Source organism: Pontibacter pamirensis (assembly GCF_010015475.1).
Taxonomy (GTDB): domain Bacteria; phylum Bacteroidota; class Bacteroidia; order Cytophagales; family Hymenobacteraceae; genus Pontibacter; species Pontibacter pamirensis.
In genome coordinates, this window is record NZ_SSNI01000037.1 from 13,161 (window position 1) to 37,465 (window position 24,305).

Annotated in this window: 14 protein-coding genes and 1 tRNA gene; 3 read left to right on the forward strand and 12 right to left on the reverse strand. The window is 48.9% G+C overall.

Annotated elements, in window-relative coordinates:
* Positions 1-5: 5 nt before the first annotated feature.
* Positions 6-764 (reverse strand): ABC transporter ATP-binding protein, encoded by a 759-nt coding sequence (locus tag E1919_RS21840; protein WP_162055543.1) that lies wholly within the window; start codon positions 762-764, stop codon positions 6-8.
* A 298-nt stretch (positions 765-1,062) separates the two neighbouring features.
* Between E1919_RS21840 and E1919_RS21845 the strand changes: the two genes are divergently transcribed.
* Positions 1,063-1,144, forward strand: a tRNA-Leu gene (locus E1919_RS21845).
* Between the two features lie 108 nt (positions 1,145-1,252).
* On the opposite strand, the gene E1919_RS21850 is transcribed toward E1919_RS21845, so the two are convergent.
* Genes E1919_RS21850 through E1919_RS21870 form a run of 5 tightly spaced genes read right to left on the reverse strand, consistent with a single transcriptional unit; the run spans position 1,253 to position 9,486 of the window.
* Positions 1,253-2,824 carry an NFACT RNA binding domain-containing protein gene (locus tag E1919_RS21850; protein ID WP_162055544.1) on the reverse strand — a complete coding sequence of 524 codons (1,572 nt, stop codon included), beginning with the start codon at positions 2,822-2,824 and terminating at the stop codon, positions 1,253-1,255.
* The gene (locus tag E1919_RS21855) at positions 2,825-3,586 is read right to left on the reverse strand and encodes an MBL fold metallo-hydrolase (protein WP_162055545.1); all 762 of its coding nucleotides are present in this window, start codon (positions 3,584-3,586) and stop codon (positions 2,825-2,827) included. It abuts the gene before it with no gap.
* Positions 3,583-3,858 (reverse strand): hypothetical protein, encoded by a 276-nt coding sequence (locus E1919_RS21860; protein ID WP_115564936.1) that lies wholly within the window; start codon positions 3,856-3,858, stop codon positions 3,583-3,585. The genes E1919_RS21855 and E1919_RS21860 overlap by 4 nt, the downstream gene beginning before the upstream one ends.
* Positions 3,859-4,239, reverse strand: a complete 381-nt coding sequence (locus tag E1919_RS21865; RefSeq protein WP_115564937.1) for a response regulator — start codon at positions 4,237-4,239, stop codon at positions 3,859-3,861.
* Positions 4,240-4,242: 3 nt separating this feature from the next.
* The gene (locus E1919_RS21870) at positions 4,243-9,486 is read right to left on the reverse strand and encodes a PAS domain S-box protein (protein ID WP_162055546.1); all 5,244 of its coding nucleotides are present in this window, start codon (positions 9,484-9,486) and stop codon (positions 4,243-4,245) included.
* Between the two features lie 330 nt (positions 9,487-9,816).
* Here E1919_RS21870 and miaA point away from each other — a divergent pair, with 330 nt between their 5' ends.
* On the forward strand, positions 9,817-10,737 hold the full coding sequence (gene miaA, locus E1919_RS21875) for a tRNA (adenosine(37)-N6)-dimethylallyltransferase MiaA (RefSeq protein WP_394351805.1): 921 nt from the start codon (positions 9,817-9,819) through the stop codon (positions 10,735-10,737).
* A 119-nt stretch (positions 10,738-10,856) separates the two neighbouring features.
* Here miaA and tamL read toward each other — a convergent pair whose 3' ends face one another.
* The 3 genes from tamL to pfkA all read right to left on the reverse strand — a co-directional run bounded on the left by tamL (position 10,857) and on the right by pfkA (position 19,537).
* On the reverse strand, positions 10,857-13,229 hold the full coding sequence (gene tamL, locus E1919_RS21880; RefSeq protein ID WP_237144753.1) for a translocation and assembly module lipoprotein TamL: 2,373 nt from the start codon (positions 13,227-13,229) through the stop codon (positions 10,857-10,859).
* Between the two features lie 21 nt (positions 13,230-13,250).
* A complete protein-coding gene (locus E1919_RS21885) occupies positions 13,251-18,359 on the reverse strand; it encodes a translocation/assembly module TamB domain-containing protein (protein ID WP_317168259.1) in 5,109 nt (1,702 codons plus the stop codon).
* Positions 18,360-18,565: 206 nt separating this feature from the next.
* The gene (pfkA, locus tag E1919_RS21890; protein WP_162055550.1) at positions 18,566-19,537 is read right to left on the reverse strand and encodes a 6-phosphofructokinase; all 972 of its coding nucleotides are present in this window, start codon (positions 19,535-19,537) and stop codon (positions 18,566-18,568) included.
* Positions 19,538-19,844: 307 nt separating this feature from the next.
* On the opposite strand from pfkA, the gene E1919_RS21895 reads away from it, so the two are divergent.
* The gene (locus E1919_RS21895) at positions 19,845-20,273 is read left to right on the forward strand and encodes a TerB family tellurite resistance protein (protein WP_162055551.1); all 429 of its coding nucleotides are present in this window, start codon (positions 19,845-19,847) and stop codon (positions 20,271-20,273) included.
* A gap of 151 nt (positions 20,274-20,424) precedes the next feature.
* On the opposite strand, the gene E1919_RS21900 is transcribed toward E1919_RS21895, so the two are convergent.
* From E1919_RS21900 to E1919_RS21910, 3 genes are all read right to left on the reverse strand, one after another.
* Positions 20,425-21,048 (reverse strand): hypothetical protein, encoded by a 624-nt coding sequence (locus tag E1919_RS21900; RefSeq protein WP_162055552.1) that lies wholly within the window; start codon positions 21,046-21,048, stop codon positions 20,425-20,427.
* A 52-nt stretch (positions 21,049-21,100) separates the two neighbouring features.
* Positions 21,101-22,858 carry an SLC13 family permease gene (locus E1919_RS21905; RefSeq protein ID WP_162055553.1) on the reverse strand — a complete coding sequence of 586 codons (1,758 nt, stop codon included), beginning with the start codon at positions 22,856-22,858 and terminating at the stop codon, positions 21,101-21,103.
* 215 nt (positions 22,859-23,073) lie between these two features.
* Complete coding sequence (locus E1919_RS21910) at positions 23,074-24,264, reverse strand: aspartate aminotransferase family protein (RefSeq protein WP_162055570.1); 1,191 nt, start codon at positions 24,262-24,264, stop codon at positions 23,074-23,076.
* Positions 24,265-24,305 lie beyond the last annotated feature (41 nt).

The following is a 24,305-nucleotide window of genomic DNA, read 5'->3' on the forward strand; positions in this document are numbered from 1 at the left end:
TCGCCTCAGTTAAACATCCAATCCATGTTCGTGTCAGCGTTGTGGTGCGGCAGCAGTAACTGGAACAGGGCTTGGTCTATCAAATTGGCACCGTTCATGGTAAATTCCTGCACCGAGCCATTATACATGAGCAGGCCATCGTTGAGAACACCGATATGGGAGGCCACTCTCTCCACATAGTTCAGGTCGTGTGAGGATATCAGGATAATGCGGTTCATGTTGCGGTAGCTGCGGATCAGGTTTACCAGTAGTTGGGCTGCGATAGGGTCGAGGCCCGTAAAAGGTTCGTCCAGGATGAGCACCTGCGGTTTGTGCAGGATAGCAGCAGCAATGCCCACCTTCTTCTTCATGCCTGTGGAGTAGCCGGCAATATTCTTGTACAGTGAATTTTTGTCTGTGAAAAAGTAATTTGTGAGGCTGGAGATACGTTCTGCTGCCTCTTTAGAGGAGAGGCGGTAGAGCTTTGCTACAAAGTTTAGGTACTCTAATCCTGTGAATTCTTCAATTAAAGGATTGTCTTCGCAGAGCGCTCCAAGGTTCTGCTTTAACTCGAGTGGGTGGTGTTTGTAGTTTTTGTCGAATAAAGAAATGGTGCCTGCATCTGGCTTCATCAGGTCCAGGATGCAATTTAGTAAAGTACTCTTGCCAACACCGTTTTTGCCGAGCAGGCAATAGCACTGGCCTTTTTCTATACTTAGATGAAGCTCTTTTAAAACATGCTTTTTCCCGAATGCTTTCGTTAACCCACTTATCTCGATGCTCATATGCTTTCTCGTACGAATAAACCACCAAATTAATGCGCCACAATATGCCGCACCAGTATTAAGTTCGGTATAAATACTTTATAGTCCTAAACTAACAAAAGCAATACCTAACCAGCTTCCCCGACTCCAAAGCTATGGCTTCTTCATCAGGGTGTCTGTTTAAATTTAAACACAGATGCTGATTTAAAGTTCTGTTATAATGCAATTTAAGCTGAATTATAAAGTATTTATTAGTTTTTGTAGATTCAGCTTTGCAAATGTCCGCAACCCTCTTTACTTTTGCAACCACATTTTACCTGCGCACGTGGTGAAACTGGTAGACACGCCATCTTGAGGGGGTGGTGCCTTCGGGTGTGGGAGTTCGAATCTCCCCGCGCGCACTTTTCAAAACTGATAACCTCTATCAGTTAAACACAAAAAGCAGCTTTCGCTGCTTTTTGTGTTTATAAGTCCTTCTATTTTCTTCTGAAGTCAGTAACATAAAGCTATTACGGCAGGCTGGCAAACGGATTTTCCGGCTTCACCAGCAGCACTTTTTCACGCTCTACCACCACGGCGCCGGGAGCCGAGCCTTTAGGCTTGCGAACCCACTTCTTAGGGGTATACATAACGGGGCAGAGGGAGTCGTTTTTGCGTTTGCTATAGTAGGCTGCCAGCTGCGCGGCTTTTTCCAGAACGCTGGTGGGAATGGTTTTCCCAGCCTGGTGCTTCACAACCACATGCGAGCCGGAAACGTCTTTGGCATGCATCCAGATATCTTCTTTGTAGGTATGACGCTGCGTGAGCACGTCGTTGTTTTTGGCGCTTTTGCCTACCAGGATTTTATACCCTTCTGATTCAAACACCCGGAAAGGAATCTCCTGTTGCTCCTGCTGCTTTGTGGAGAGCAAGTGGCTATAGTCGCGCAGGAAGTTCTTGAGCTGCTTGTTGTCCTGCATTTCCGACAGGGCTTGCAAGGCATCTTCCAGTACAATTAACTCCTCTAATTTGCGCTCTGTTTTCTGCTCCAGCTGCTTTACCTCCACGTGCTGGTTTTTTGCTTTGCGGTAGAGGCGCTCCGCCTGCTTCTGCGGTGTCTCGTTTTGCTTTAGCTGATACACACGCTGCTGGTCTGTGTAAAAATCGTATAACGCTACCTCTGTTGCACGGGGCGGAATATTGCTAAGGTTGGCCATCAGCACGTCTGCCGTTTGGGAGTAGGACCTGTCGTGACGCAGCTCCTGCAGCTTTTGCTCCGATTTCTCCAGCACGGCTTGTGTTATGTGCCGTTTACGTTCCAATTGCTGCTTTGCCTGCTCATACTGCCGCTCAAAACCAGTTTCGGATAAGTAGAAGCGGGTATAATTGTTCAGTGTCTCTAAAGGGTCTGCGTATGTATGTAGTATTTCTCCAATAGTTAGTAAAGAGAGACGGAGTTTGCCAGCCAACCGGATAATATAATATTGTGCGGGCGCTTCCAGCATCTCCAGCATGTCCTGCACCAGTTCCCACTTTGCCTCCAGCGGAAGTTGGCTGTAGTTGCGTTCCTCAAGATAGGCAGCAGGAATGTCGCCGAAGGTAGGGTATACTTTCCTGATATTTCCCTGGGCAGCGACAAAGGCCTCGTAGTCCTGAGCCATGGGACGGTCCATTTGCAGCGGGTCCAGGTCTGCGTCGCTGCTAAGCTTGTTGTGCAGCAGCTCCAGAGGCACAGAATCCTGATACAGTATAATGTTAGACCGGTTTCCGAACAGCTTAAACAGTAACAGCAGCCCACCGGAAAGCTTCAGGCAAAAGCTGCGTTCGTTCAGGTGTTGCACCACGGCCTCTACGGTATGCCCCTGCAAGGGCTGCATCAGCTCTACTGTATTGGCACGGGCTCTTCTAAAATCAGTAGGGAAGGAGAGGGAGGCGAAATGAGACGTGAGTAAAGCACGGATGTAGAACTCCTGGTTTGCCTGGGTAAAACCAAGGACAAGTTCATCTTTGTTCTGGCTGAATGCCGTGGCAGCCTGCATGCCGATGAGCCTGGTGCGCAGCGCCTGTGTCAGTTGCTTTAAAAAGTAGTAGTTCTGATGCACTTATAATTCTATCTGCAAACCGTCGTAGCCTAACCGGATAAACTCTGGCAGTTGCTGCTCTACCTCGCGGTGGAGCCCCATCAGGTGACTGATGTGCGTCAGGTAAGCCCGCTCCGGCTGCAGTTCCTCCAGTAGCTCCACAGCCTCCTGCAAGGAGAAATGGGAAATATGCTTTTCAATCCGAAGCGCATCTAAAACAATCACCCTGGAGCCTCTGATTTTCTCCTTTTCCTCTTCAGAGATATAGTTGGCGTCTGTAACATAGGAAAAGTCGCCGATGCGGTAACCAAAAACAGGCAGCCTGTAGTGCATCACCTGTATGGGTGTAAAGAGAACTCCCTCTACCTCAAATGGCTCGTTGGTGATAGGGTGTAGCTGCACCTGCGGAATGCCCGGATAGTTAATGCCGGAGAAAATATAGCCAAACTCCTGCTTCAGCTGGTTCAGCACGCGCTCCTCGCCATACAGCGGCATGTCCCGCTGCTGCATAAAATTGAAGGCGCGAATATCATCAAGCCCGGCGGTATGGTCTTTATGCTCGTGCGTAAAGACGAGAGCATCTAACGATTTGATACGCTCGCGCAGTACCTGCTCCCGGAAATCAGGGCCTGAGTCAATGATGATACTTTTATCAACTACCTGCAGGTGCACCGACACGCGTAGTCGCTTGTCGCGGTAGTCTACAGAACGGCAGACCTTGCAGGTGCACCCGATAACGGGGACGCCCTGCGAGGTGCCTGTACCTAATAATGTAACTTTCAAAGGTTGCTTTCCTGATTGCGTATTTGGAGATAAAGCTGCTTGTTCTTGTCACTTAGCCTGCTTTCATCTACTGAAATAGTACGCAGGATATCGTAAAGGCAATTCACTTTGCCTTCAAGGCTATAGTATTTGTTTACTACAGCCACTTTCATATCCTTCAATAAGCAGTATCCTGCTTTAAAATTCCCTTTTTCGTAGCGCAGCACAAAGTCAGACTCTGCAAAAATATCCTCCAGCTTGTTTAAGAATGGCCGCGTGTACTTTAGCTCCATTTACTGTGCCGTGTGTTTTTTTACTGTTAATACCAACGCATCAAAGTCCAGCGGCTTCGGCAGGTAGTCGTTGATGCCGGCTTCTTTGAAGTCTTCCATGCTGTAGTTGTTGGCATTACCTGTAACCGCTATAATTGGGATATTGGCAATCTCCTTGTTCTCATGTGCACGGATTTCGCGGGTACAATCCATACCGCTCTTCACGGGGATGTTCAGGTCCATCAGAATTGCATCGATCTTGTTGTTCTCCACTTGTTTAATTACCTCACCACCGTTTTTGGCAGTCAGGATTTTATATTTTTGGAGTTCCAATATCTTTTTTGTCAGGTTGAGAATGACGGAGCTATCCTCAGCGATCAAAATAGTCTTGCTTTCAGCCATGTGCTAACAGAGTATAATTTCTTTATATAATTTTCTATAGTTTTCGTAATGAGACTGCAATTTGGAGAAATTTTCATCTATATGCTCCAAATGGTTTTGTTTAATGTCATGCTCCAGTTGCTTGGCAACTTCAGCGAGCAAAACAATACCTAGTGTGAAGCCAGTGCCCTTCAGTTGATGCAATGTACTTAAAATACCATTGTAATGTTGTGACTCCAGGTCTTTTTTGACCTCGTCGAGCAGTAAGGCAGCCTCTTCTTCGAATTCGGAGTACAATTGATGCACAAAATCCGGCCCTCCAATCTGTTTTAGCTGATCTACCACCTCTAAGTCGATAATAGACTCAACTGCAGGCACTTCCTCAGGTGCAGCATCGTGTTCTGCCCCTGTGTTCTGCTGATCATACCGGCCGTGTTGCTCCCATTTCACGATGATGGCATGCAGGTCGGCACCCTTCACCGGTTTCGAAACATAATCGTCCATTCCCTGGCCCATGAACTTCTCAGCGTCGTCTTTCATAGAGTACGCGGTCATGGCTACGATAGGGGGGCAGGCTTTGCCTAACTTTTCCTTGATAATCCTGGTAGCCGTAACACCATCCATCTCGGGCATCTGTATGTCCATGAAGATGATATTGTAATGGTTGCTGGTAGCCATTTCAATGGCTTCGTAACCGTTAGAAGCGGTATTGATAATACAGCCCAATCGCTCCAGCAGCTTTTGTGCCACTCTCTGGTTTATCTGGTTGTCATCCACCAGCAATACAAATGGAGGATTATTCAGGGTTTTAGGTTCAGCACTTTCATTCAGCTGCTGGCGCTGCTGCTGTTCTTTTACCTCCGCTGCATTGGCCTGGCGCACCTTAATATCAAACCAGAACACACTGCCAGCCTGGCCTTCAGATTCTACCCCAATGTCGCCGCCGAGTAGGTGCGTCAGTTGTTTTGAAATGGCAAGGCCCAGGCCAGTGCCTCCAAAGGTTTTGGTGGAGGTATTGTCGAGCTGCATAAAGTCATTAAACAGCAGTTGCTGGTCTTCCGGGGAAATGCCAATACCGGAGTCTTTTACACGCACGTGCAGCCTGTAATACGTTTGGTCGAGCTGCTCGGCATCCACGCTGATACTTACATTGCCGGCATTTGTAAATTTGATGGCGTTGGATGTAAGGTTGGAAAGGATCTGCGTCAGACGTGTTTCATCTGTATAAACATACCTTGGCGTATCCGGGCTGATGGTGTAATTAAAGCTCAGGTCCTTTTGCTGCGCCCTGTTCACAAAGAGTGAATGGATTTTGTCCAGCGTCTCGTGCAGGTCTACGCCGCTATCGTGTGTTACGAGTTTGCCCGCCTGTATCTTGCTCAGGTCCAGGATATCGTTCAGAATAGCCAGCAGGGCGTCTGAAGACTTGCGCAGGGTGTCGATGTACTCGCTTTGCTCCGGATCGGTGTTTACCTGGTTGAGCAGGTCAATCATACCGATGATACCGTTCATAGGCGTGCGCAGTTCATGGCTCATGTTGGCAAGGAACTGGGTCTTCACCTTTAGCAAGTTCTCTGCTTCTTCTTTTGCCTTCAATAAGGCTTTCTGCGTACGCTTTAGCTCCGACACGTCGCGGGCTACCCCTTCAAGTGCAGTTGGCTTTCCGTGCTCATTATAGGTAAGGCGTGAGTCAATAAGCACAGTTTTAAGTTCTCCGTCTTTGCAAATCAGTTCTACCTCCATGTCACGGAAGCTCTGCTCCTCCAGCACACGATGGCGCAAACGTGCCAGGTCCTTTAAATTGGCGAAGAAGTTAATTATTTTCTTTTGCAACACCTCTTCTTCGGTATACCCCAGCAACTGTGCAATAGAAGGACTCACCAGTTCGATGACACCTTCCAAAGAAATACGGTAATAAACGTCCTGGAACGACTCAAAAATACGGCGGAACTTCTTCTCGTTGTTTGCGAGTGCCAGCTGCGCCATTTTCTTGTCTGTCATGTCAAGGGCCATGCCGGAGATCTCTTCAAAGGTGCCATCCGGCAGGTAGATCGGGCTCAGGAACACTTCGCGCCAGATGCCGGTTGGCTTTATGTATACTTCGAAGTGCTGGGGATGCCCATGAAACACCTGCTTATACTTTTCTACCCAGAATTCATAGGTGCTCTCATGCACAGCTACAATAGAGCTATCATCGATGCGCGTGTAAGGCTGCAATACCTGTCCACTGCGGCTTTCGAAGCTATCTGCGAAGTTGCGATTAAAGGATGTCAGCTCATAATGGCGGTTCATCGACCACATATGGTGCGTACCACTTTCGAAGATGGCATTTAACCTGGCGTTCTGGTTGTTTATCTGCTCCTCGTTTCGCTTGCGTTCGATTGCCAGGGCCACCTGGTTTGATATGAAGTGCAGAATCTCGATATCTGTCGGCACATACGCATCCGCATTCTGATAATCCTGGAGCATAATCACTCCGATGATGCGGTCACCGATGGCCAGTGGCGAGCAGAGGATTACCTCAGGTGTGGCCCCGAACAGCGTCAGGTTTTCCCGCACCTCCAGGTCCAGCAGCGCCTGCTTCTGCATGTAAAGCGGCTTGCCCGTCTGGATGATGTATTCTGATAAGCCGGTGGAGAAAGGCCGCCCCAGATGTGGCCTTTCGGCTTTATCAATGTACTGGTCTACGAGGTAAACAAAGTTGAGGTATTTCTGCTCGTGTTCTACCAGCGCAATGCTGATATTGCGTGTTTCTATGATCTTACTCAGTTCCCGGTGAATGGCCGAGTAGAGCGAGTTCAGGTCTTTGCTGCTGATGGCAAGGTTGGCGATACTATAGTACACCTTCTGCAGCCGCTCCGCTTTAATGCGGTCGGTGATATCGTGCAGGATAGCGCGCGTAGCCACAGGCCGCCCGTCCTGCCAGCTGCAGGTAATACTGCCGATGAGGTGAACGGGCTTTCCGGCCTTCGTCAGGAATACGGTTTCAATTTTATTAACATTCTCACCTTTGTATAGGTTGCGCAGCTGATAAATGAGCTTGGCCTTGTAGTAGGGGTGTACAATGTCGTTCAGCGTGAGCGACTCAATATCCTCATCGGTATAGCCGAGGCGGTCTTTCCAGGCTTTATTTACAAAAATGAACTTGTTGTCGACAGAGATATTCTGGATAAGGTCATGCGCGTTATCGAACAGGTCCTGTAACCGGATTTTATTGTCCTTCAGGGCCTCCATCGCAATACGCTTATCTGTCATGTCCTTCCCGACACTGGTCACGCCCGTTACCTTGCCCTCCTGATTGTACTCGAACATGCTGTTCCAGCGCAGCGTCTTCAGCTGCCCGGATTTTGTAATGATGTCGCGTTCGTAGTAAGAATTCAGTTGCTTTGTTTCGAGCCTGTTGAAGTGGTCCTGTAGCCGTTGTGCTCTTTCATGCTCCGGCACCAGAATATCGAAAAAGCTTTTGCCTATTAGCTCCTCGTGTGAGTACTCTACATACTTCAGGAAATAGTTGTTAGTAAAGGCAATGTTGCCGTTGTTATCGAGGCTATAGTAGATGAGGTTAACTTTATCCAGGAAGTTACGGAACTGGTCCATCGACTCCCGCAGCACCTCTTCCCGCCGCTTGGCCAGCTGGGCTTGTTTGCGCTGCGTGATGTCTCGCTTGAAAGCCTGAAGATAATATTCCCCGTTTAAGAGAAGCCTGCTGACACTTATTTCCGTATCCAGAAGGGTGCCATCTTTGCGACGGTTTTTCCACTCAAATGTTATAGGCTTGCCCGTTGAGAGTACCTCCTGCATCAGTCTTTCAGCTTTCTGAGCGGAGTTGGTGCCGTCCGGCTGCAGTTCCGGAGAAAAAGCGGTAGGGCTGTGCCCGATCAAATCTTCGCGGGTGCAGCGGAAAAACTCAATGGCTTTCTCGTTGCATTCCACCACTACCCCGTTTTTGAACAGCAGTATAGCATCGTAAGACGATTCAAACAAGAGCCTGTACTTATCTTCACTGTACGTAAGTTGCTCCTCTAACTGGTGACGGGCAATATATTGGCCGATGGCAGTACCTATAAAATCAAGCAAGGCCACAAAAGAAGGTGTCATCCGGTGCTGATCGCCTGTCCACACAAGTATAAGCGCCAGTACTTCCTTCTCTGTTGTAATGGGAACCAGGGTAATCTGGCGCTGCATCGCTGTTTTCAGGTGCTCCTGCAGGCTTGCCAGTGCTTTAGGTTTGTCTTTTGTCAGCAACTGGCTCATGAGCGCTTGGTCTACTACCAGTTCATCTGGTAAGGTGTGGCTGCCCAATTCTCCGGCAGAATACGACAGTGTGAATTTTCCCTCATCAGGCACACAGGTAAACACACAGCCGCCGGATGCATCACTTTTCTCTAAAAGCTCATTCAGCGTATTATGAAGCACTTCATACTGGCTATCGGAGGAAGAGAGGTTTGTGATCAACTGGTTTAAAAATTCCAGCTGATGGTTACGGAAACGGATATCCTGCTCCGAGACAATCACCTCGTTCAGATTTTTTACCGCACCATAAACTACTTCCTGGCTTTGGAACATGCCTTTCTGTAGTGTTATCTCTACAGGAAGCAGGTCATTATCGGTCTCATGAAGCCACCATTCAAACTTCTGTTTTGCTCCCTGCAGGGCCATCTGTACTTGTTTCTTCAGGGCTACGCGTTCAAACAGGTTCAGCTCAAAGCAGTTGGAAAGGGATTTGCCAATCAGGGCTTCTTTTTCCTGCTGTAAGAGGTTGAGCGCATTCTGATTGACATCAATAAAGCAACCCGCGCTGTCGAGTAGGAAAAGGGGCTCCGTGCTGCCATCAAAAACAAGGTGGTAACTATCATCCGAAACAAATTCAGCAGGCTGCGTTATCAAGGCCAGTTCCACATACACAAAATCTTCCTCCTGGTAATGCATCAGGCGTGCATAATAGGTAAAGGCAGGGTATGTTGGGGTAGGTGTGTGCTGTATCTTTCCTGAAAAAGAGCGTTGCTGCATCAGGCTTTCCAGCATCATGTCATAGTCCTCTTGTGTCAGGTGTAATAAGTCCTGCAGGTTATAAGCAGTATTGCCGTGGCCGTTTAAGCTATTGCCCGCGATGTTTTTGACCTGCGCATTAACCACCAGTATACTGCCATCGGGCTGTGCTACGGCTAAGCCGTGCGTTGGCTCGGTAAGTTGCTCCAGTACATGAAGCAAATCATTTGCGTTTTGGGTAGGAGTGGCGCCTGTTTTCTGGTCTGGTAATAAGGGCATGCTGTCTTAAACTAATGGTAAAATACGTACTGTGTTTGTTGCGCCGGTAACCGCTTATTTGTACTATTTATGAAATAAGCGATAAATTAGCAAAAATTTGCTTCTAAGGCTATTGTTGCAGCATATAAACATTATAGTTAAGCTGTAAATGCCGTTTGTAGCCAAATTTAAGTCATTTGTTTCGATTAAAAGTACTTTTTACGCATACAATCAGCTCAAAGAATGGCGACTGCGTCAGCGGAAGTCTAGTGCAATAACACGTAAGTAGAATTGCATAGAACTGTCGACGGTCGAAATACAGGCTTATGCATCTAAGAGAAAATGGCAAACATGAACATGCAGAAACATTTGGTAGTGGTGGTGGGGCCAACGGCTGTAGGTAAAACTGACCTTTGCGTACAGTTGGCAAAGCATTACCATACTGAAATTATCTCGGCTGATTCCCGCCAGCTATTCCGGGAGATGAGCATCGGTACTGCCAAACCAACGCAAGAGGATCAACAGGGGGTGCCACACCATTTTGTAGATTCGCATAGTATAGCCGATGAGTATAATGCCGGTGCCTTCGGGCAGGATGTGCTGGCGCTGCTGGAGAGACTTTTCCAACAGCACAATGTCGTTATCCTGACTGGCGGCTCAGGCCTTTACGTGCGGGCGGTACTGGAAGGTATGGATGAAATGCCGGATGCTGACCCTGCCGTGCGCGAGGCACTAAGCCGGCAATATGAGGAGGAGGGGCTGCAGCCGCTGCTTGATAAAATGCAGGAACTGGACCCCATTTACTTTGCCCAGGTCGACAAGGCCAATCCGCAGCGGGTAATCCGTGCGGTAGAAGTGTGCCTAACCAGCGGGTTCCCTTATTCCTCCTTTCGCAGAAGTGAGAAGCTGGAGCGCCCATTTAATAGCATAAAAATAGGCTTAAACCGGAACCGCAGCGAGCTGTATCAACGCATAAACCAACGCATGGACCTGATGCTGCAGCAGGGTTTGCTGCAAGAGGCAAAAGCCTTATACCCTTACCGGGCGCACAATGCCCTGCAAACCGTAGGCTACAAAGAGATATTCGATTTCCTGGAGGGCAAGTATGATTGGGAGGAAGCGGTGCGCCTGCTAAAGCGCAACAGCCGCCGCTATGCTAAGCGCCAGCTCACCTGGTTTACGAAGCACCCGGAAGAGTATACCTGGTTTGAGCCACAGCAATGGCAGGAAATTGTGGCTTGCATTGATAGTGAAATGTCTAAGCAATTATAAATAATTAAATACTGAATAACTGAATTCTTGAAGAATGGCAACGAAGAATTTTCCCTTTCCATAAAAAGTCGTTCTCCCAGTTTATTCAGAAGCCAATTATTCAGTCATTCATAATTAAATTAGAACGGGTAGCCGATTGCTATGTTCAGCACCATGCTGTTTTCGCCGCTAAAACTGCCATTAAATTCATTGAGCACGAAGCGTTCGCCCTGGGGCAGGTAGGGTACGCGCACAGGTATACCCAGGTCCAGGCGGATCACGAAGAACTCAATGTCTATCCGTAACCCAAATCCAGTACCTACTGCCAGTTCATTTACGAAGTTATTAGCGTCGAAAACTCCACCTTCTCGTAAAAGTTCTCCGGCGTCGTTAAACTCCTCCTGAAACGTCCAGATATTACCTGCGTCCACAAATACCGCACCTTTAAAAAAGCCTGCAATCGGAAACCGATATTCGAGGTTACCAACCAGCCTGATGTCACCGACCTGGTCGAAGAAGGAGAAGGAGGAGGCTGCATTCTCGTCTCTGAAAGTGCCGGGGCCTATGCTGCGGGCTCTGAAAGCACGTATACTGTTAGGTCCGCCAACAGAGAATTGTTTTACATAGGGCAGGGTGGTGGAGTTACCGTAGGCATAGCCCGCTCCCGCCACCAGGCGCGTTACCAGTTGGCTCTCTTTCCCAATATTCAAATAATGCCTGAAGTCATTGTCAAGCAGTACGTACTGTGAGAATTGGCTTCCTGCAATGGTGCGAGGCTCATCGGGAGTTGGCGGAGGAAAGCCAGTAAGAGATTGAAAGGCATTAAGGGAGTTTCCGGATAAATCCAGAATAACCCTGTCGAAGAACTGGTGTGTTCTGTCTTCAAACACCTGCGTGCTATAGGTGAGCTGGTAAATAGAGCCGATGATAAACTGATTCTCAAAACTGCGTTGAAGGAATGGGTTGCGCTCTAAATAAGTTTCAAAAGCATCTGTGGTGTTACTCAGTTGCACATACTGCAGGTTGATTGGAGTCACATCAAATGTCAGTGTCTGTGTAGGCCGATATGTATAGCCGTATGTGGCACTGTAGGAGTTCATCCGGAAAAAGCCCACGCGGTTTAGTAAGCTAAACCCAGCGCCTATACGCGTTTGTGGTGCAAACTCTGTCCGTAGGTTTCTTATATTGAATGGTGATAAAATGCGCGGGAAGGTGAGCGAGGCTCTGGCACTGATCTCGTATGAGGTGAGATTCTGATTGCCTACCTGTTCAACGCCTTCAGGCGCCTCACCTGTGCCCCTGCCTCCTACAAAAGACTCAAATGTGCCTGAAAGCTCCAGATTCAGCAGTTCAGAGCCTCTAAAAGTGTTTCTGTTACGGAAAGAGATATTCAGACCGGGGCCGGCAAAGCCGTTCGATTTGTTTACCATCTGCGCCTCAGCCCGCAAAGACTTTTTCAGGGCAGGTGTGAGATATATAAAAGCATCAAGGGCGTCGTTGTTTACTGTGTCTACCTTATAATCTATGTTAACAAATTTATAGGCCGGGAACGCTGCCAAACGCTTCGTTGTGAGCAGGTGCTCTTCGCGTGTATAAAGGCTGTCGTGCTCCAGAAAAACGCTACGAAGCAAATGCTTTGCCTGCACATAGTTTTCGTTTGGTATGTAATGGTAGCCTCTATAGTTAATAGTGTCGTTAAGGGCTAAGCTATCTCCGAGGGAGTAGTTAGCAAAAATGTATATATCATCCAGCGTATATTGCCGAAGGGCCTTGGGAGAGGCTGCGTTTTTTACGCGTAACAGTACATCCACCAGCCTTTCTCCAGCTTCTCCTACAGTTGTATCGGCACTGAAAATGAGCAGCTCGGGGCCAAAGAAGTAGTAGCCTTCGTTCTTGAGAATGCCTGCGATTCGGAGTCGCTCCGCAGTCATCGTTTCAAGGCCGTAAGTCTCTCCTGTTTCTAACAGCGACTCGTCTATTGTTTGCTCAATGTCTTGGTAAACGGGCAACGAATCATTCAGGATATAGGCTATTTTACGGTAACGGTACGGTTCGCCTACCTTGGCCGTCCAGCTTACGGCAGCTTTTTGATTTTCTATAGTGGTGGTGCTGCCCACTGTGTTGTTAAAGTAGCCTTTGTTGTGCAGGTAGTTGCTCATGAGCTCGCTTACTGTTCCGGTATCCAGCTCAGTGTACAGCACTGGTGGCTCCCCAAGAGTTGTCATGATCCAGTGCTTCACACCTTTTTCTTTTTCGGTGTAGAAGGCGTTGTAGATGGCAAGCTTTGGGCGAAGCCCAAGAATAGAGGCATTGGGATCCGGCCTTACAATCTGACTTAGGGTAGTCTCCAGTTCTGCGGAGCGGTCACTGCTGTCGTTTTCACCTTTTACCTTTACATCATATTCCCAGAACAGGGCTTTACCTTCGGGTACCACCTTTGTAACGCTGCAGCCTGAGGTGAGCAGGAGCATCAGCAGTAGTGGTAGAATACAAATGCCTTTAATTCTTTTCAAAGGTTGCGTGTGTAACATATACTATCGTTCTGTACCTTCTTCTTTAAGTTGATTTTCTTCTTCTTTTAATGCCTGTTCCTGCTGAAGCTTTATTTCTTCTTCCTGTTTACGCTCTTCTTCCTTTCTCATTACCTCTTCCAGGCTTCGGAAGAGGTCCGAGAAGTTGTTATACTCCCGCATATAAATCAGGGATACTCCTGTGGCACGGACATCGCCACCCTCCAATACACCCTCATATTGGTTGCGTTGGAAACCACGCACCCGCAAACGGCCATCTTCAGTAAGAGAGTACTCTACTGAAATGTCTCCGCCAAAGCCACTCATGGTCTGGTTCGAGCGGTTACCCCCTTCCAAGCCTATGTCGGTACCAACACGCACGGTAAGTCTGTCGTCGAGGAACTGCTGGCGCAGGGCAACGTTCAGGTCCGTGCGACCTTCCGCTGAGCCGGTTGAATAGTCCTGGTAGGAATCTACTCCCACTTCCAGGCCTAAACCGCCCGCGTAGCGGTTAGTAAGTGCGTTAAGCTGATCTGTTAACACGCCGCTCAGGCTGTTTCGGGCTGAGGCTTCAAGGCCGCCGCCAGAGCTAGCCAATGGGTCGGGCGCCAGAAAGCGGCCAAGAACAAGAAGTGCGAAAACCTGCTTGTTTAGCTCCGACTCATCCTGGCGCAGGTTACCCAGGCTGGTGACTACCTGGTCGGGTACGTTTCTTTCCTCTCCCTCTGCCAGCTGTATATCAAAACCAATGTCTGGTGTCAAAAGGTCACCCTCTACATTTACCAGCACCTGAAACTCTGCCTGGTTCTGCAAAGCCGGGTCTTGTACCCCAGCAGCCTGTGAAGCTACCAGTTCTTGAGGTGCTGCTTCCACATTATAGATTGCCGTGATATCCATGGTAGCCTGCAGCGGGTCTCCTGACCAACTGATGTAGCTGTCTTCGGCTATTTCTAATTCCCGTGATGCCAGGTCATAAAAGTCCATGCTATAGCGGCCACTTGAAATGGTATAGCGGCCGGTCATGTTAATTTCGCCACTCGGCCTCATCCCGATGTACAATGGGTCTGCTGTTCCACGCACCACCAAATTATCACCGGTAATAGGGTCAATCACAATGGTGATAGGAGTCTCATCCGTTACGGTAATTTCTGCTTCTACATCAGCGCCAACAAAACCGGTAACTTCTACTGAGTCTTGTTCTTCAGGTCTGCTGATGATCCTGGTCATGTCCTGATTCAGGTTCACGAACTCCACGATGCCCTCGCGTTCTGCGGCACCAACCTGATCTGCGGGAATAACGGTGGTAAAATCAGAACCCTCCAACACCCGCACATCTACATCTACTTCCGGCACTTCCAGGTTACCGCCAATGGTAGCATCTGCAGCCACGAACAACGTGCCGTAGAACAGGTCGTTATCCTGCGAAGTAGAGTTCAGGGCAAGGAACCGGTCTGTTTCTACATCCAGATCAAATTGGAAGTCGGTGAAGGTTTCTGTTCCAATCAGGCCTTCAATTCTAAGGTCGTTCCCGAGAGTATCGGTAATGGTGAAGTCAGGGAAAAGAATACCTTGTTCGTTAAACACCAGCCGCTCATCTTCCAAAGTGAACAGAGAGCCAAACATGGTGATGTTGAACTGTGCCTGATCAAAGTTTAGTTCTCCGATTATATCAGGGTTAGCTACGGTACCGCTGATGCGGAGGTCACCGCTTGCCTGTCCATCCAGCTGATTCACCATACCTGCTGTAAAACCTTCTAGCGAGGCTATATTCAGGTTAGCTATATTCGCAGTCAGGTTGAGCAAGGTGGCATTGGGCTGAGTTTCCACGAAGCCATCTACGATCACTTGATTGCCATTGTCTGTCAGCTGCGCATCAATGTTATACCGGTTGTCGCCTATGCTGCTGGCCTCCAATGCTAGGTCGCCTACAGGAGTGCCTTCATAAACAAGATCGGTAACAGCAAGATCTGAGGTGAAGCTTAGCGTGCCGGACATAATGTCATTCAGCGTGGCCTCTCCATTGATTGTTCCGGCAATCAGGCTGTCCTGCGGGTCCTGGAAAGTGCTCATGATGTAGCCGATGTCAACGTTCTCGAAACCGACATTCAGCGGTGCTTCAGGACTCACAGGACCTGTGCTGTTCAGGGAGATGGCCTGGTTGTCATGCTGCAGTACAATGTTATTGGCGTAAAGCAGATCCGTGTCAAACTGCAGGTAATTATCCTGTGGCACGTCCCAGTCATCACCATTAATAACCAGTTGGTCCGGATTGAAGGAGAAGCGGTAGCCTTGCCCCTCACTGTCGAGCTCGCCTCCAATCACAAAGCGCTCCTGCTCTGCTGTGTCACCTGCTATAGCCAGCCGTACAGTCAGCGCATCATCCTGGGCGGCGCCTTCCAGTGTAATGTTCTGCATTTGTAGAGAGGGTGATATTAACCGCTGTAAGTCAAGATTATAGGCTAGTTCGTTCTGGTCTCCGCGTAGTCGCAGGTCCAGGTCACGTAAGGTATAGTCGGTGTACACAATAGAATTGATATGCCCGTCCACTACTAATTCCTGTCCCTGTGCATCATAAGCTCCGGTAATGGTGCTGTCAATTTGCAGCTGCGTCAGCCCTGGCACGAAAGCGGTAATCAGGTTCGTTTGTTTAATGTCCAGCGCAAATCTGAAATCTTCTAAGTTAACATCGGCAGGATAAGGTGGGTCCGGCTGCAAATCAAAGTAGTCTGAAAAGTACTTCTGCAGTGCCGTAGGCAGTGTTGCCAGCGAATTCTCAAAATGTATTTCAGCATCCACTATGTCTGACGTTAGCTCCAGTTCTTCCATCTCCCCGGTCTGCTCCAGCGTGAGTAGCAAGGTATCTATAGGATAGGCTGTTCCATCATACTGAATCACTAACTCATCTCCCTCCAAAGTGCCACTTATAGTAGTGGCATCAGCACCCGTGAACTCACCTTGCAGTTGGCCTTGTATGGCCAGTGGCTCAGGGTACAGGTTCAAAGCCTGAAGGTCTGCTTCCTGTAGATTTAGGTTAAAGGCATAAGCGGGTTGCAGCGTGTCGCGCAGATTAAAGGTGCCTGCGAGGTCAAAGTTAAGATTTTCATCCGCAGCAGCAGCCTCCACCTCATACAAGCCGCTGTTAATACGGGCCTCTATGTTGATGTCATTATAAGTATAGTTGTTGTAATCAAACCGCTGCACATCTGCCTCTACCGTGGCCTCCATTGTTTCAGGATCAAGCCCGTTGCCACTGGCTCTGGCCTCGAGCGCCACCTGCCCAAGCCCCAGGCTGTCCGTAAACAACTGGCCCAGGTCAAAGCCGCCGGAGCTCACAGTGGCGGTAAAGTTCTCGTTGGCATCCATGTCTACAACGGCATTCACATTGCCATATGAGCTGCGTAAATCTAAATTGGTATCAAATGCAGTCAGGGTGCCAGTGTAATTGCCTTCCAGGCTTATCTGGCGCGGTATTCTGAAGTCAGGAGGAATAGTGCCGGCAGGAGCAAGGGCAAGTATATCTGTTCTAGTAGTGGTAAAGCGGTCAATGTTGAGGTCCATGTACAGGTTGTCAGGGTCCATAGCATTGCGCACATTGCCACTAATATCCACGTAAGTGTCTTTCAATCCAGCCAGTTGCAGGTTGCTTATCCTTAGGTTATCCAGTTGGCCTTCTGCCTCGGCTTCAAACCTGATCGTGCTGTTGGCTATATTCTGGAAGGCAGGGTCTTCTGCCAGGTCTGGTGCAAAGTACATCACATCCTGCATACCAACGTAGCTGTTGTTGATGTCAAGGTCCAGGCCCACCTGGGATGGGTTCTCCGTTATCGCCTCTAAAGAAGGGTACGTCATTTGAAGGTCGTTTTGCAGATGGCTGTTACCTGTTTTTAAATCCAGGTTTGTCAGGCTGGCGCTGGTGGAGTCCACCACAATATTGGCTTCAAAGTTTTGCAGTGCAAATCCGCTTTGCTCCTGGAGTGTGAACTGGTTCAGGTCTACCCGAATGCGGTTAAGGCTATACAGTATGTCCTGGGCGTCGAGAACGATATCCGTAAACAGCAGGTGATTAAAGTCCATCCCTTGCGGTTGCTTTGGTGCATCAGCGTTATCAAAGAGCACATCTAGGTCTGTTACATCTAACTCACCCAGCGTTACCACCCAGTTCATGGGCTGTCCGCTTGCCTCTTCCACCGACTGATCTAACTCTTCTGCTGTTCTGGCAGGGTTCACGGTCAGCGAGTCCGCAGGCGTGTACTGCTTCTGTACATACTTCAGGTCTGTGTTGCGCAGGACGAAGCTCTCCAAATCAATCCGGGCTTCATCTATGTTGATGTTTTCCGCCACCATTTCCGACTCTCCCAGAGCCAGTTCAATGCGTTGGTCAGATGGATAGCTCAGATAGCTGACGCGTATGTTTTCCAGTGCCACCCGGTTTAGTCCAAATTCCATCTCCAGTGGCTCCGACTCACTTTCAGGCGGCAGCTTTGTCTGTTCGTAGTCTACCCAGGTATTGGCCAATTCAATTTCATCAACAAGATAGCGTTGGGCATCCAGGTCAACTTCTTCCATCGTTGTTTCCAGCTCCCCTACACGGGTCTCTACATAATTTCCTCCGGCCTCATCCCGAAACACCACATATACATTGTTCAGGATTACGGTGCCTAAGGAAATTTGCATGGCAGCAGTAGTATCTGCAGGCTGTGGAGCAGCTGTGGTATCCGTGGCAAAGGCCTCTGTAATAAAGTCGAAATTGGTGGTGCTGTCCTCTTGTATGTGTAGTTTGAGTGTAGCGTTCTGCAGGTTCACCTCCCCGATGTTCAGCTCGCCTGATAGCAGCGAGAAAATACGCATGTCCACACCCAGCCTTTCGCTGTACCACAGCGTGTCCTGTTGCTGGTCCTCTACATACACCTCCGTTAGCACCAGCGTATTACGCCAGTCGGTGGTGAAGCCGCCGATTTCCACCCGGGTGTCGAGGGTGTCAGCGAGGTAGTTGGCACCTTTGTCAGCAGCCCAGTTCTGTACCTGCGGGAACTGCAGTGCAATAACAATAAGTATAAGAAGTCCTACAACAAAGGCGAGGGGCCAGAGTATGATCTTCAGGATGATACGTCCGATATGTTTGGCAGAAGCGATAGCAGTGCAATGTTGGTTAGTGCTCTGCTTTTACGGAATAATATCAATATGGATAGATAAAAAGGAATGTTTGAGAATAAATCCTTTACGAACAAGGATTTATGTTATTATTCAGGGCTCAGAACAGGAGGGGAATTATTTTATACTCCTGGGCGCGCTGGCCACAGAAGTATAAAACAGTAAAATGCAGTAAGCTTTGCGAAAAGCTATACAGAAAGGATATTTACCATGTTGATAAACTCCGGATTGATGGGCTTGTCTTTGGTGATGGTGTCAATGAATGGGGTATAGGTCAGTTTGCCGTCAATGATACCGGCCATCTCGTTCTGGCGTCCGGATATCAGGCCTTCCACACAGGCAATACCCAGCTGGCTGGCCAGCATGCGGTCGGCGGCGGTAGGGGAGCCCCCACGCTGCACGTGGCCCAATATGGTTACGCGGGCGTCCATATGCGGCAGTGCCTCCTGTACCTTGCTGGCTACGTCAGTGGCGCTGCCTTCTGCGTCTCCCTCGGCTACTATCACGATGAACGATGTCTTAGAGCGGCTCCAGCCGGTACGCAGGGTGTCTACCACATAGTCTATGCTGGTGTCTGTTTCCGGGATCATCACGATCTCGGCACCGCCACCGATGGCACATGGTATGGCGATGTAGCCTGAGTCGCGGCCCATCACTTCTATAAAGAACACGCGGTCGTGGCTGTCAGCGGTATCCCTGATTTTGTCGATGGCATCTAAGGCTGTGTTTACAGCGGTGTCGTAGCCAATGGTATAGTCAGTGCCGTACAGGTCGTTGTCTATGGTGCCGGGGGCACCGATGGTTGGCAAGCCGTATTCCTCAAAAAATATGTTGGCTCCTGTAAAAGTGCCGTCCCCGCCAATTGCTACGAGGCCTTCGATGCCTAACTTCTGGAGCTGCTCATACGCTGTTTTACGACCTTCTTTGGTCATGAAATCTTTGCTGCGGGCAGACCGGAGTATCGTGCCTCCCTTCTGAATGATATTACTCACAGAGTAAGACTCTAATTTAGAGATCTCCCCCTTGATCATGCCATTATACCCGCGACGAATTCCGTATACTTCTATACCATGATATACAGCAGTTCTTACGATTGCTCTTATGCAGGCATTCATGCCAGGAGCATCACCGCCTGAAGTAAATACGCCAATTTTTTTCATGGAAGAGTGATGTGTTAAGTTTAAATATTTATCCTTGATTATCAAGTGAGTAATCTCTAAATTACGCTTAGTGAGGGGAGGCAATTTTCGTGACGTCAGCTGCTTAAGTCTGTTTATAAAAAAAGGCACAAAAGCACGACTAAAAATATAGAAAATCGTATGCATTATCGAAATACCTGGTCTGAAACCTGAGGTGTTTTCTGCACGACATCCTTACACGGTGCGCGTAAGACTGCAAATTTAGCAGAAAGTAGAGTTTTAGCACAATATCAAAGCAATTAAATAATTATTAATTTAAAGGCAGTATATGTTCGGTTTTTTTGAGAGCGAAGAAACAAAGAGAGTAAAGAGCCACATCACTAACCTGAGTGCGCTGGCTAAGATTGATGGGCACCTGGATCCGACAGAGATGAATTTCATCGTTTCTATCGGTAAAAAGCATGGTATGAAAGCTGAAGAGGTACGCGACCTTGTTTCGAACGCTGCCAGCATGGAGGCGCAGTTGCCTGAAAATGACTCTGAGCGTTTCGACCAGATTTATGACTTGGTGGAGATGATGCTGGCTGACGGCATTGTGGATGAAAGTGAAATGGACTTCTGCATTAACATGGCTGGCAGGCTGGGGTTTAAGAAAACGATTGTGGGGGTGCTGGTACGTAAGATCTCCATGGGTGTGAAAGATGGCCTGGGGCGTGATAACATCAAACGTGATGCACAGTCTTTTCTCAATTACTAAACATGCTTATTTAAAATTTACCTGCTAGTGCAGGCGTAAATGAAGTGCCTGCTGTTTTCTGGCATCAGGCGCATTCCTCTATAACAAGAGAGGCTGAGTAAATCTTTTACTCAGCCTCTCTTGTTTATATGAGTAAGGTATAGTACGGTTACTATTCGATTGTATATTCCTCAAATTCTCCATCCTGAAACAGGTAAACGCTGGTATCTCCTGTAACGCCTACCGCTATAGCGTCGTGTGGAGCCTCTATGTCTTCGTTTGTTGCATCGTGATGCAGTTCTTCGCCCTGATCGATGCTGTATAGATAGTAGAGGCTCTTGAGTGTGCCCCGATCATTAAATAAGATGTCCCGTTTCAGTTCGTATAGTTCATAATTTTCTTCATCTTCCTGTAAGGCCGCTACAATTACAACATTGTTGCCCTGCCTTAGCTGCAAGGCTAAGTCTTGGTAAGTATCTCCGTTAAAGTCGCCGCGCACAATCATGGGGCCCTGCGTATAATTCTCTGCCTGCGCAGAAGCTTCTTGTGCCAGGGTAGGCTTCTCCCAACCTTCATACTGTTCTGTGAGTAGTTGCATCACGGGCTGGGGCATAGGCAAAGTGGGGTCCGTTTCGTTTTCGTCTGTTTGCACAGCGTCTTTCCTGGTGCTAGTGATCGTGTCAAGCGCCTCCGGAATGGGAGCTACCTCCACGTACTCATCCTGCACTTCTTCATTTACTGGTGAGCAGGCATAAGCAGCCAGCGATAAAGTTAATAGGTACAGCGTCTTTTTCATATATTAATGTTTATCACATGTATGTATGCTTACTGCTGCAGGCGCAAAGCTGTTACATTGGCCAGAAAACCGGGACCAGCAAAAGGATGACTATTATCAGCAGCAGTGTTAGCGGCGAACCAATCCGGATAAAGTCCCAGAACTTGTATTTGCCTGGGCTATACACTAAAATACAGGCAGGCTCGAAAGGCGTAACCAGCGACACGGAGGCTGCCAGCATAATGGCAATGGCAAAGGCCCGAGGGTCTGCTCCCATTTCTACAGCTGCCCGCAACGCAACCGGTACCACCACCAGTGCCGCCGCCGCATTCGACATAGGCTGCGTCAGTAGCACAGTCAGGATGACGAACCCTGACAGCACGGCCATTTTGCCCAGTGAACCCAGCAACTCCACTATGCCCTCTGCCAGAAAGTCTGCTGCACCGGAATTTTCCATGGCTGTACCAAAGGCCGTCATACCTCCAATCAGAATAAGCAGCTTAAAATCAATTGCGGAGTAAGCTTTTTCGGTACTAATGCAGCGGAAGAGAATGCTGCAGATGGCAGCCAGCAGGAAGGCAATGGAAAGCGGGAGGATCTTTAGGGTGCCCAGCAGTATGGCTACGGCAAAGCAGGAAAAAGCAATGATGCCTTTCCGTTTCCTGAACAGGATAGGCTCAAACTCACCCAATAGGGCCACATTGTTAGAGGTACGCAATTGCTTCAGTCGTTCGGAGGAGCCCTGTACTAATAAAAGGTCGCCGAGCTGTAGCTGAATACTTCCGATCTTGGTGCGCAGTGTTTCGCCGTGTCGGGAGATAGCTATCACCACCAAGCCATAGCGTTGCAGGAAATTAACTTCTTTTACGGTATTCCCGATGAGGTTCGACTGGCGGACCACCAGCAGCTCCGCCAGCCGGATAGCCTCTGTCTGCAGGTCTTCCGCCAGGATAACATCCGCCATAATTTTGATCCCTTTCGTTTCCTTCACCTTTATCAGGTTATCGAGATCTCCTTCTACTAACAGTACGTCTTTTTCCTGAATGCGCGTGCGGAAGTCGGGGAGGAAGTTGTCTTCGCCCCGGATGATGTTCAGAATCCGGAAGTTCAGCGAGGTGAGGTCGGAGGCAAACACCAGCTGGCCAACTAAGGGTGAATCTAATAGTACCACAATCTCGGACAGGTACTTCTGAAGCTTGTATTCCTCCGTAAGTTCCTGGTCGCCACGGTCAGGCATCATGCGCTGCCCGATAGTCATCATATAAATAACACCTACCAGGAAAATGGCAAAGCCGATGCCTGATATCTCAAAAAGACCGATAGGAGGGAGCCCTGATTTAGCAATGTAACCGCTCACGGCCACATTGGTAGAGGTGCCAATGAGCGTGCAGGTGCCACCTAAAATGGCTGCAAATGCCAGGGGCATCAGTAACTTTGAAGCACTTGTGCTGGTGCGCCTTGATAAACCCACAAGCGGTGTTACAAACATAGCCGTAACGGTGGTATTATTCATAAAGGCTGAAACGACGCCTGTTACCATCATCACGATAAACAGCATCAGATTAGTGCTCTTGTGTGCCAGCCGCACGAGCCGCACTACGGCAAAGTCAAGAATACCTGTCTCCTGCAAGGCGGCACTGAGTATAAAAATAGAGGCAATGATGATAATGAAGTCGCTGCTTAAGCCGGCAAAAGCCTCCTCGGGAGAAATGATGCGGGCGCTCGCCAGTATGATGAGCATGATCAGCGTCACGATCTCAACGGAGAGTTTTTCAGTAGCGAAAAGCACCACTGCAATGACCAGTAGTGTTAGCACAAGTGCTATTTCCATAATATCCTGATTGAGCGGACCTTTGGCTTAAGGTGCAGCTTCGGCTTTTACGTGCAAGTGCTCCTGGCGGTGGTCATTTAGAGTGAAAATTTGATGACGGACAGGTATCAAACTGTTAATGTACGATACAGCAGGAACAGAGGTGCTGTGTCCGGTTCATCTTTTCTCCTGAAGTTGCTGTCGGGTAAGGCATCGGCTTGTAACAGCTCGTTACATTAAGCTCCTACAGCTTCATCAATAGAGCGCAGAATTACTTCACATGCTTCTCTTATCTGCGCCTCCGAAATAACAAGGGGAGGCGCAATCCGCATGGAGTTGTCGCAGAAGAGGAACCAATCGGTAAGCACACCATTTAAAATAGCACGGTCAATCACTGCCTTCAACACTTCGAAAGACTCAAATTCCGCCGCCATTAATAAACCGCAGTTCCGGATTTCTTTGATGCGGGGGTGCACGAGCAATTGCCTGAACAGCGCTGCCTTCTGCTGTACGTCTGCAGTTAGCTTTTCTTCCTGTATCACCTGCAGGGTAGCCAGCGATGCTGCGCAACTGACCGGGTGGCCCCCAAACGTAGTGCAGTGGCCTAGGATTGGATCCGTTTTGAAGGCGGCCATAATTTCCTGAGGAGCTATGAAAGCCCCGATCGGCATACCGCCACCCATTCCTTTGGCGCAAACCAGAATGTCGGGCACAATGCCAAATTGTTCGAAGCCCCAGAAAGTGCCGGTGCGGCCAAAGCCACACTGTATCTCATCGAGTATCAGCAAGGTACCGGTTTGGCTACAGCGCTCTTGCAGGCGCTGCAGGTAATTGTTCTCCGGCACACGCACTCCGGCTTCGCCCTGCACTGTTTCGATGAGCACAGCGGCCGTGCGCTTCGTGATTTGCTCCAGGTCTTCGATGGCGTTATAGCGGATATGGCGCACATCAGGAAGCAGCGGCCGGAAGGCATTCTTGAAGCTCTCACTGCCATTCATGGAAAGTGCTCCCTGCGTGGAACCATGGTAGGCGTTGTAGCAGGAGATAAGCTCGGTGCGGCCGGTATAGCGTTTTGCAAGTTTAAGCGCTCCTTCTACTGCCTCTGTGCCTGAGTTAAGAAAATAAGTGTTGTTGAGTTGCTTCGGCAGTGTGGTGTGGAGAGCGTGGGCCAACTGTGCTTGTGGTGCCTGCACAAACTCGCCGTACACCATCAGGTGCATGTACTTGTCCAGTTGGTCGTGTATGGCCTGCAGCACACGCGGGTGGCGGTGCCCCACGTTGCTCACACCGATACCTGAAATCAGGTCGAGGTAGCGTTGGCCCTCCTGGCCGTACATGTACACGCCCTCCGCCTTCTCTATCTCAATCATCAACGGAAAATCCGATGTCTGTGCTACGTGCTGTAGAAACAATTGCCTCTGTGAAATCATAGGGCAAAGGTAATAATAATGGCCGAAAGAGACAGAAA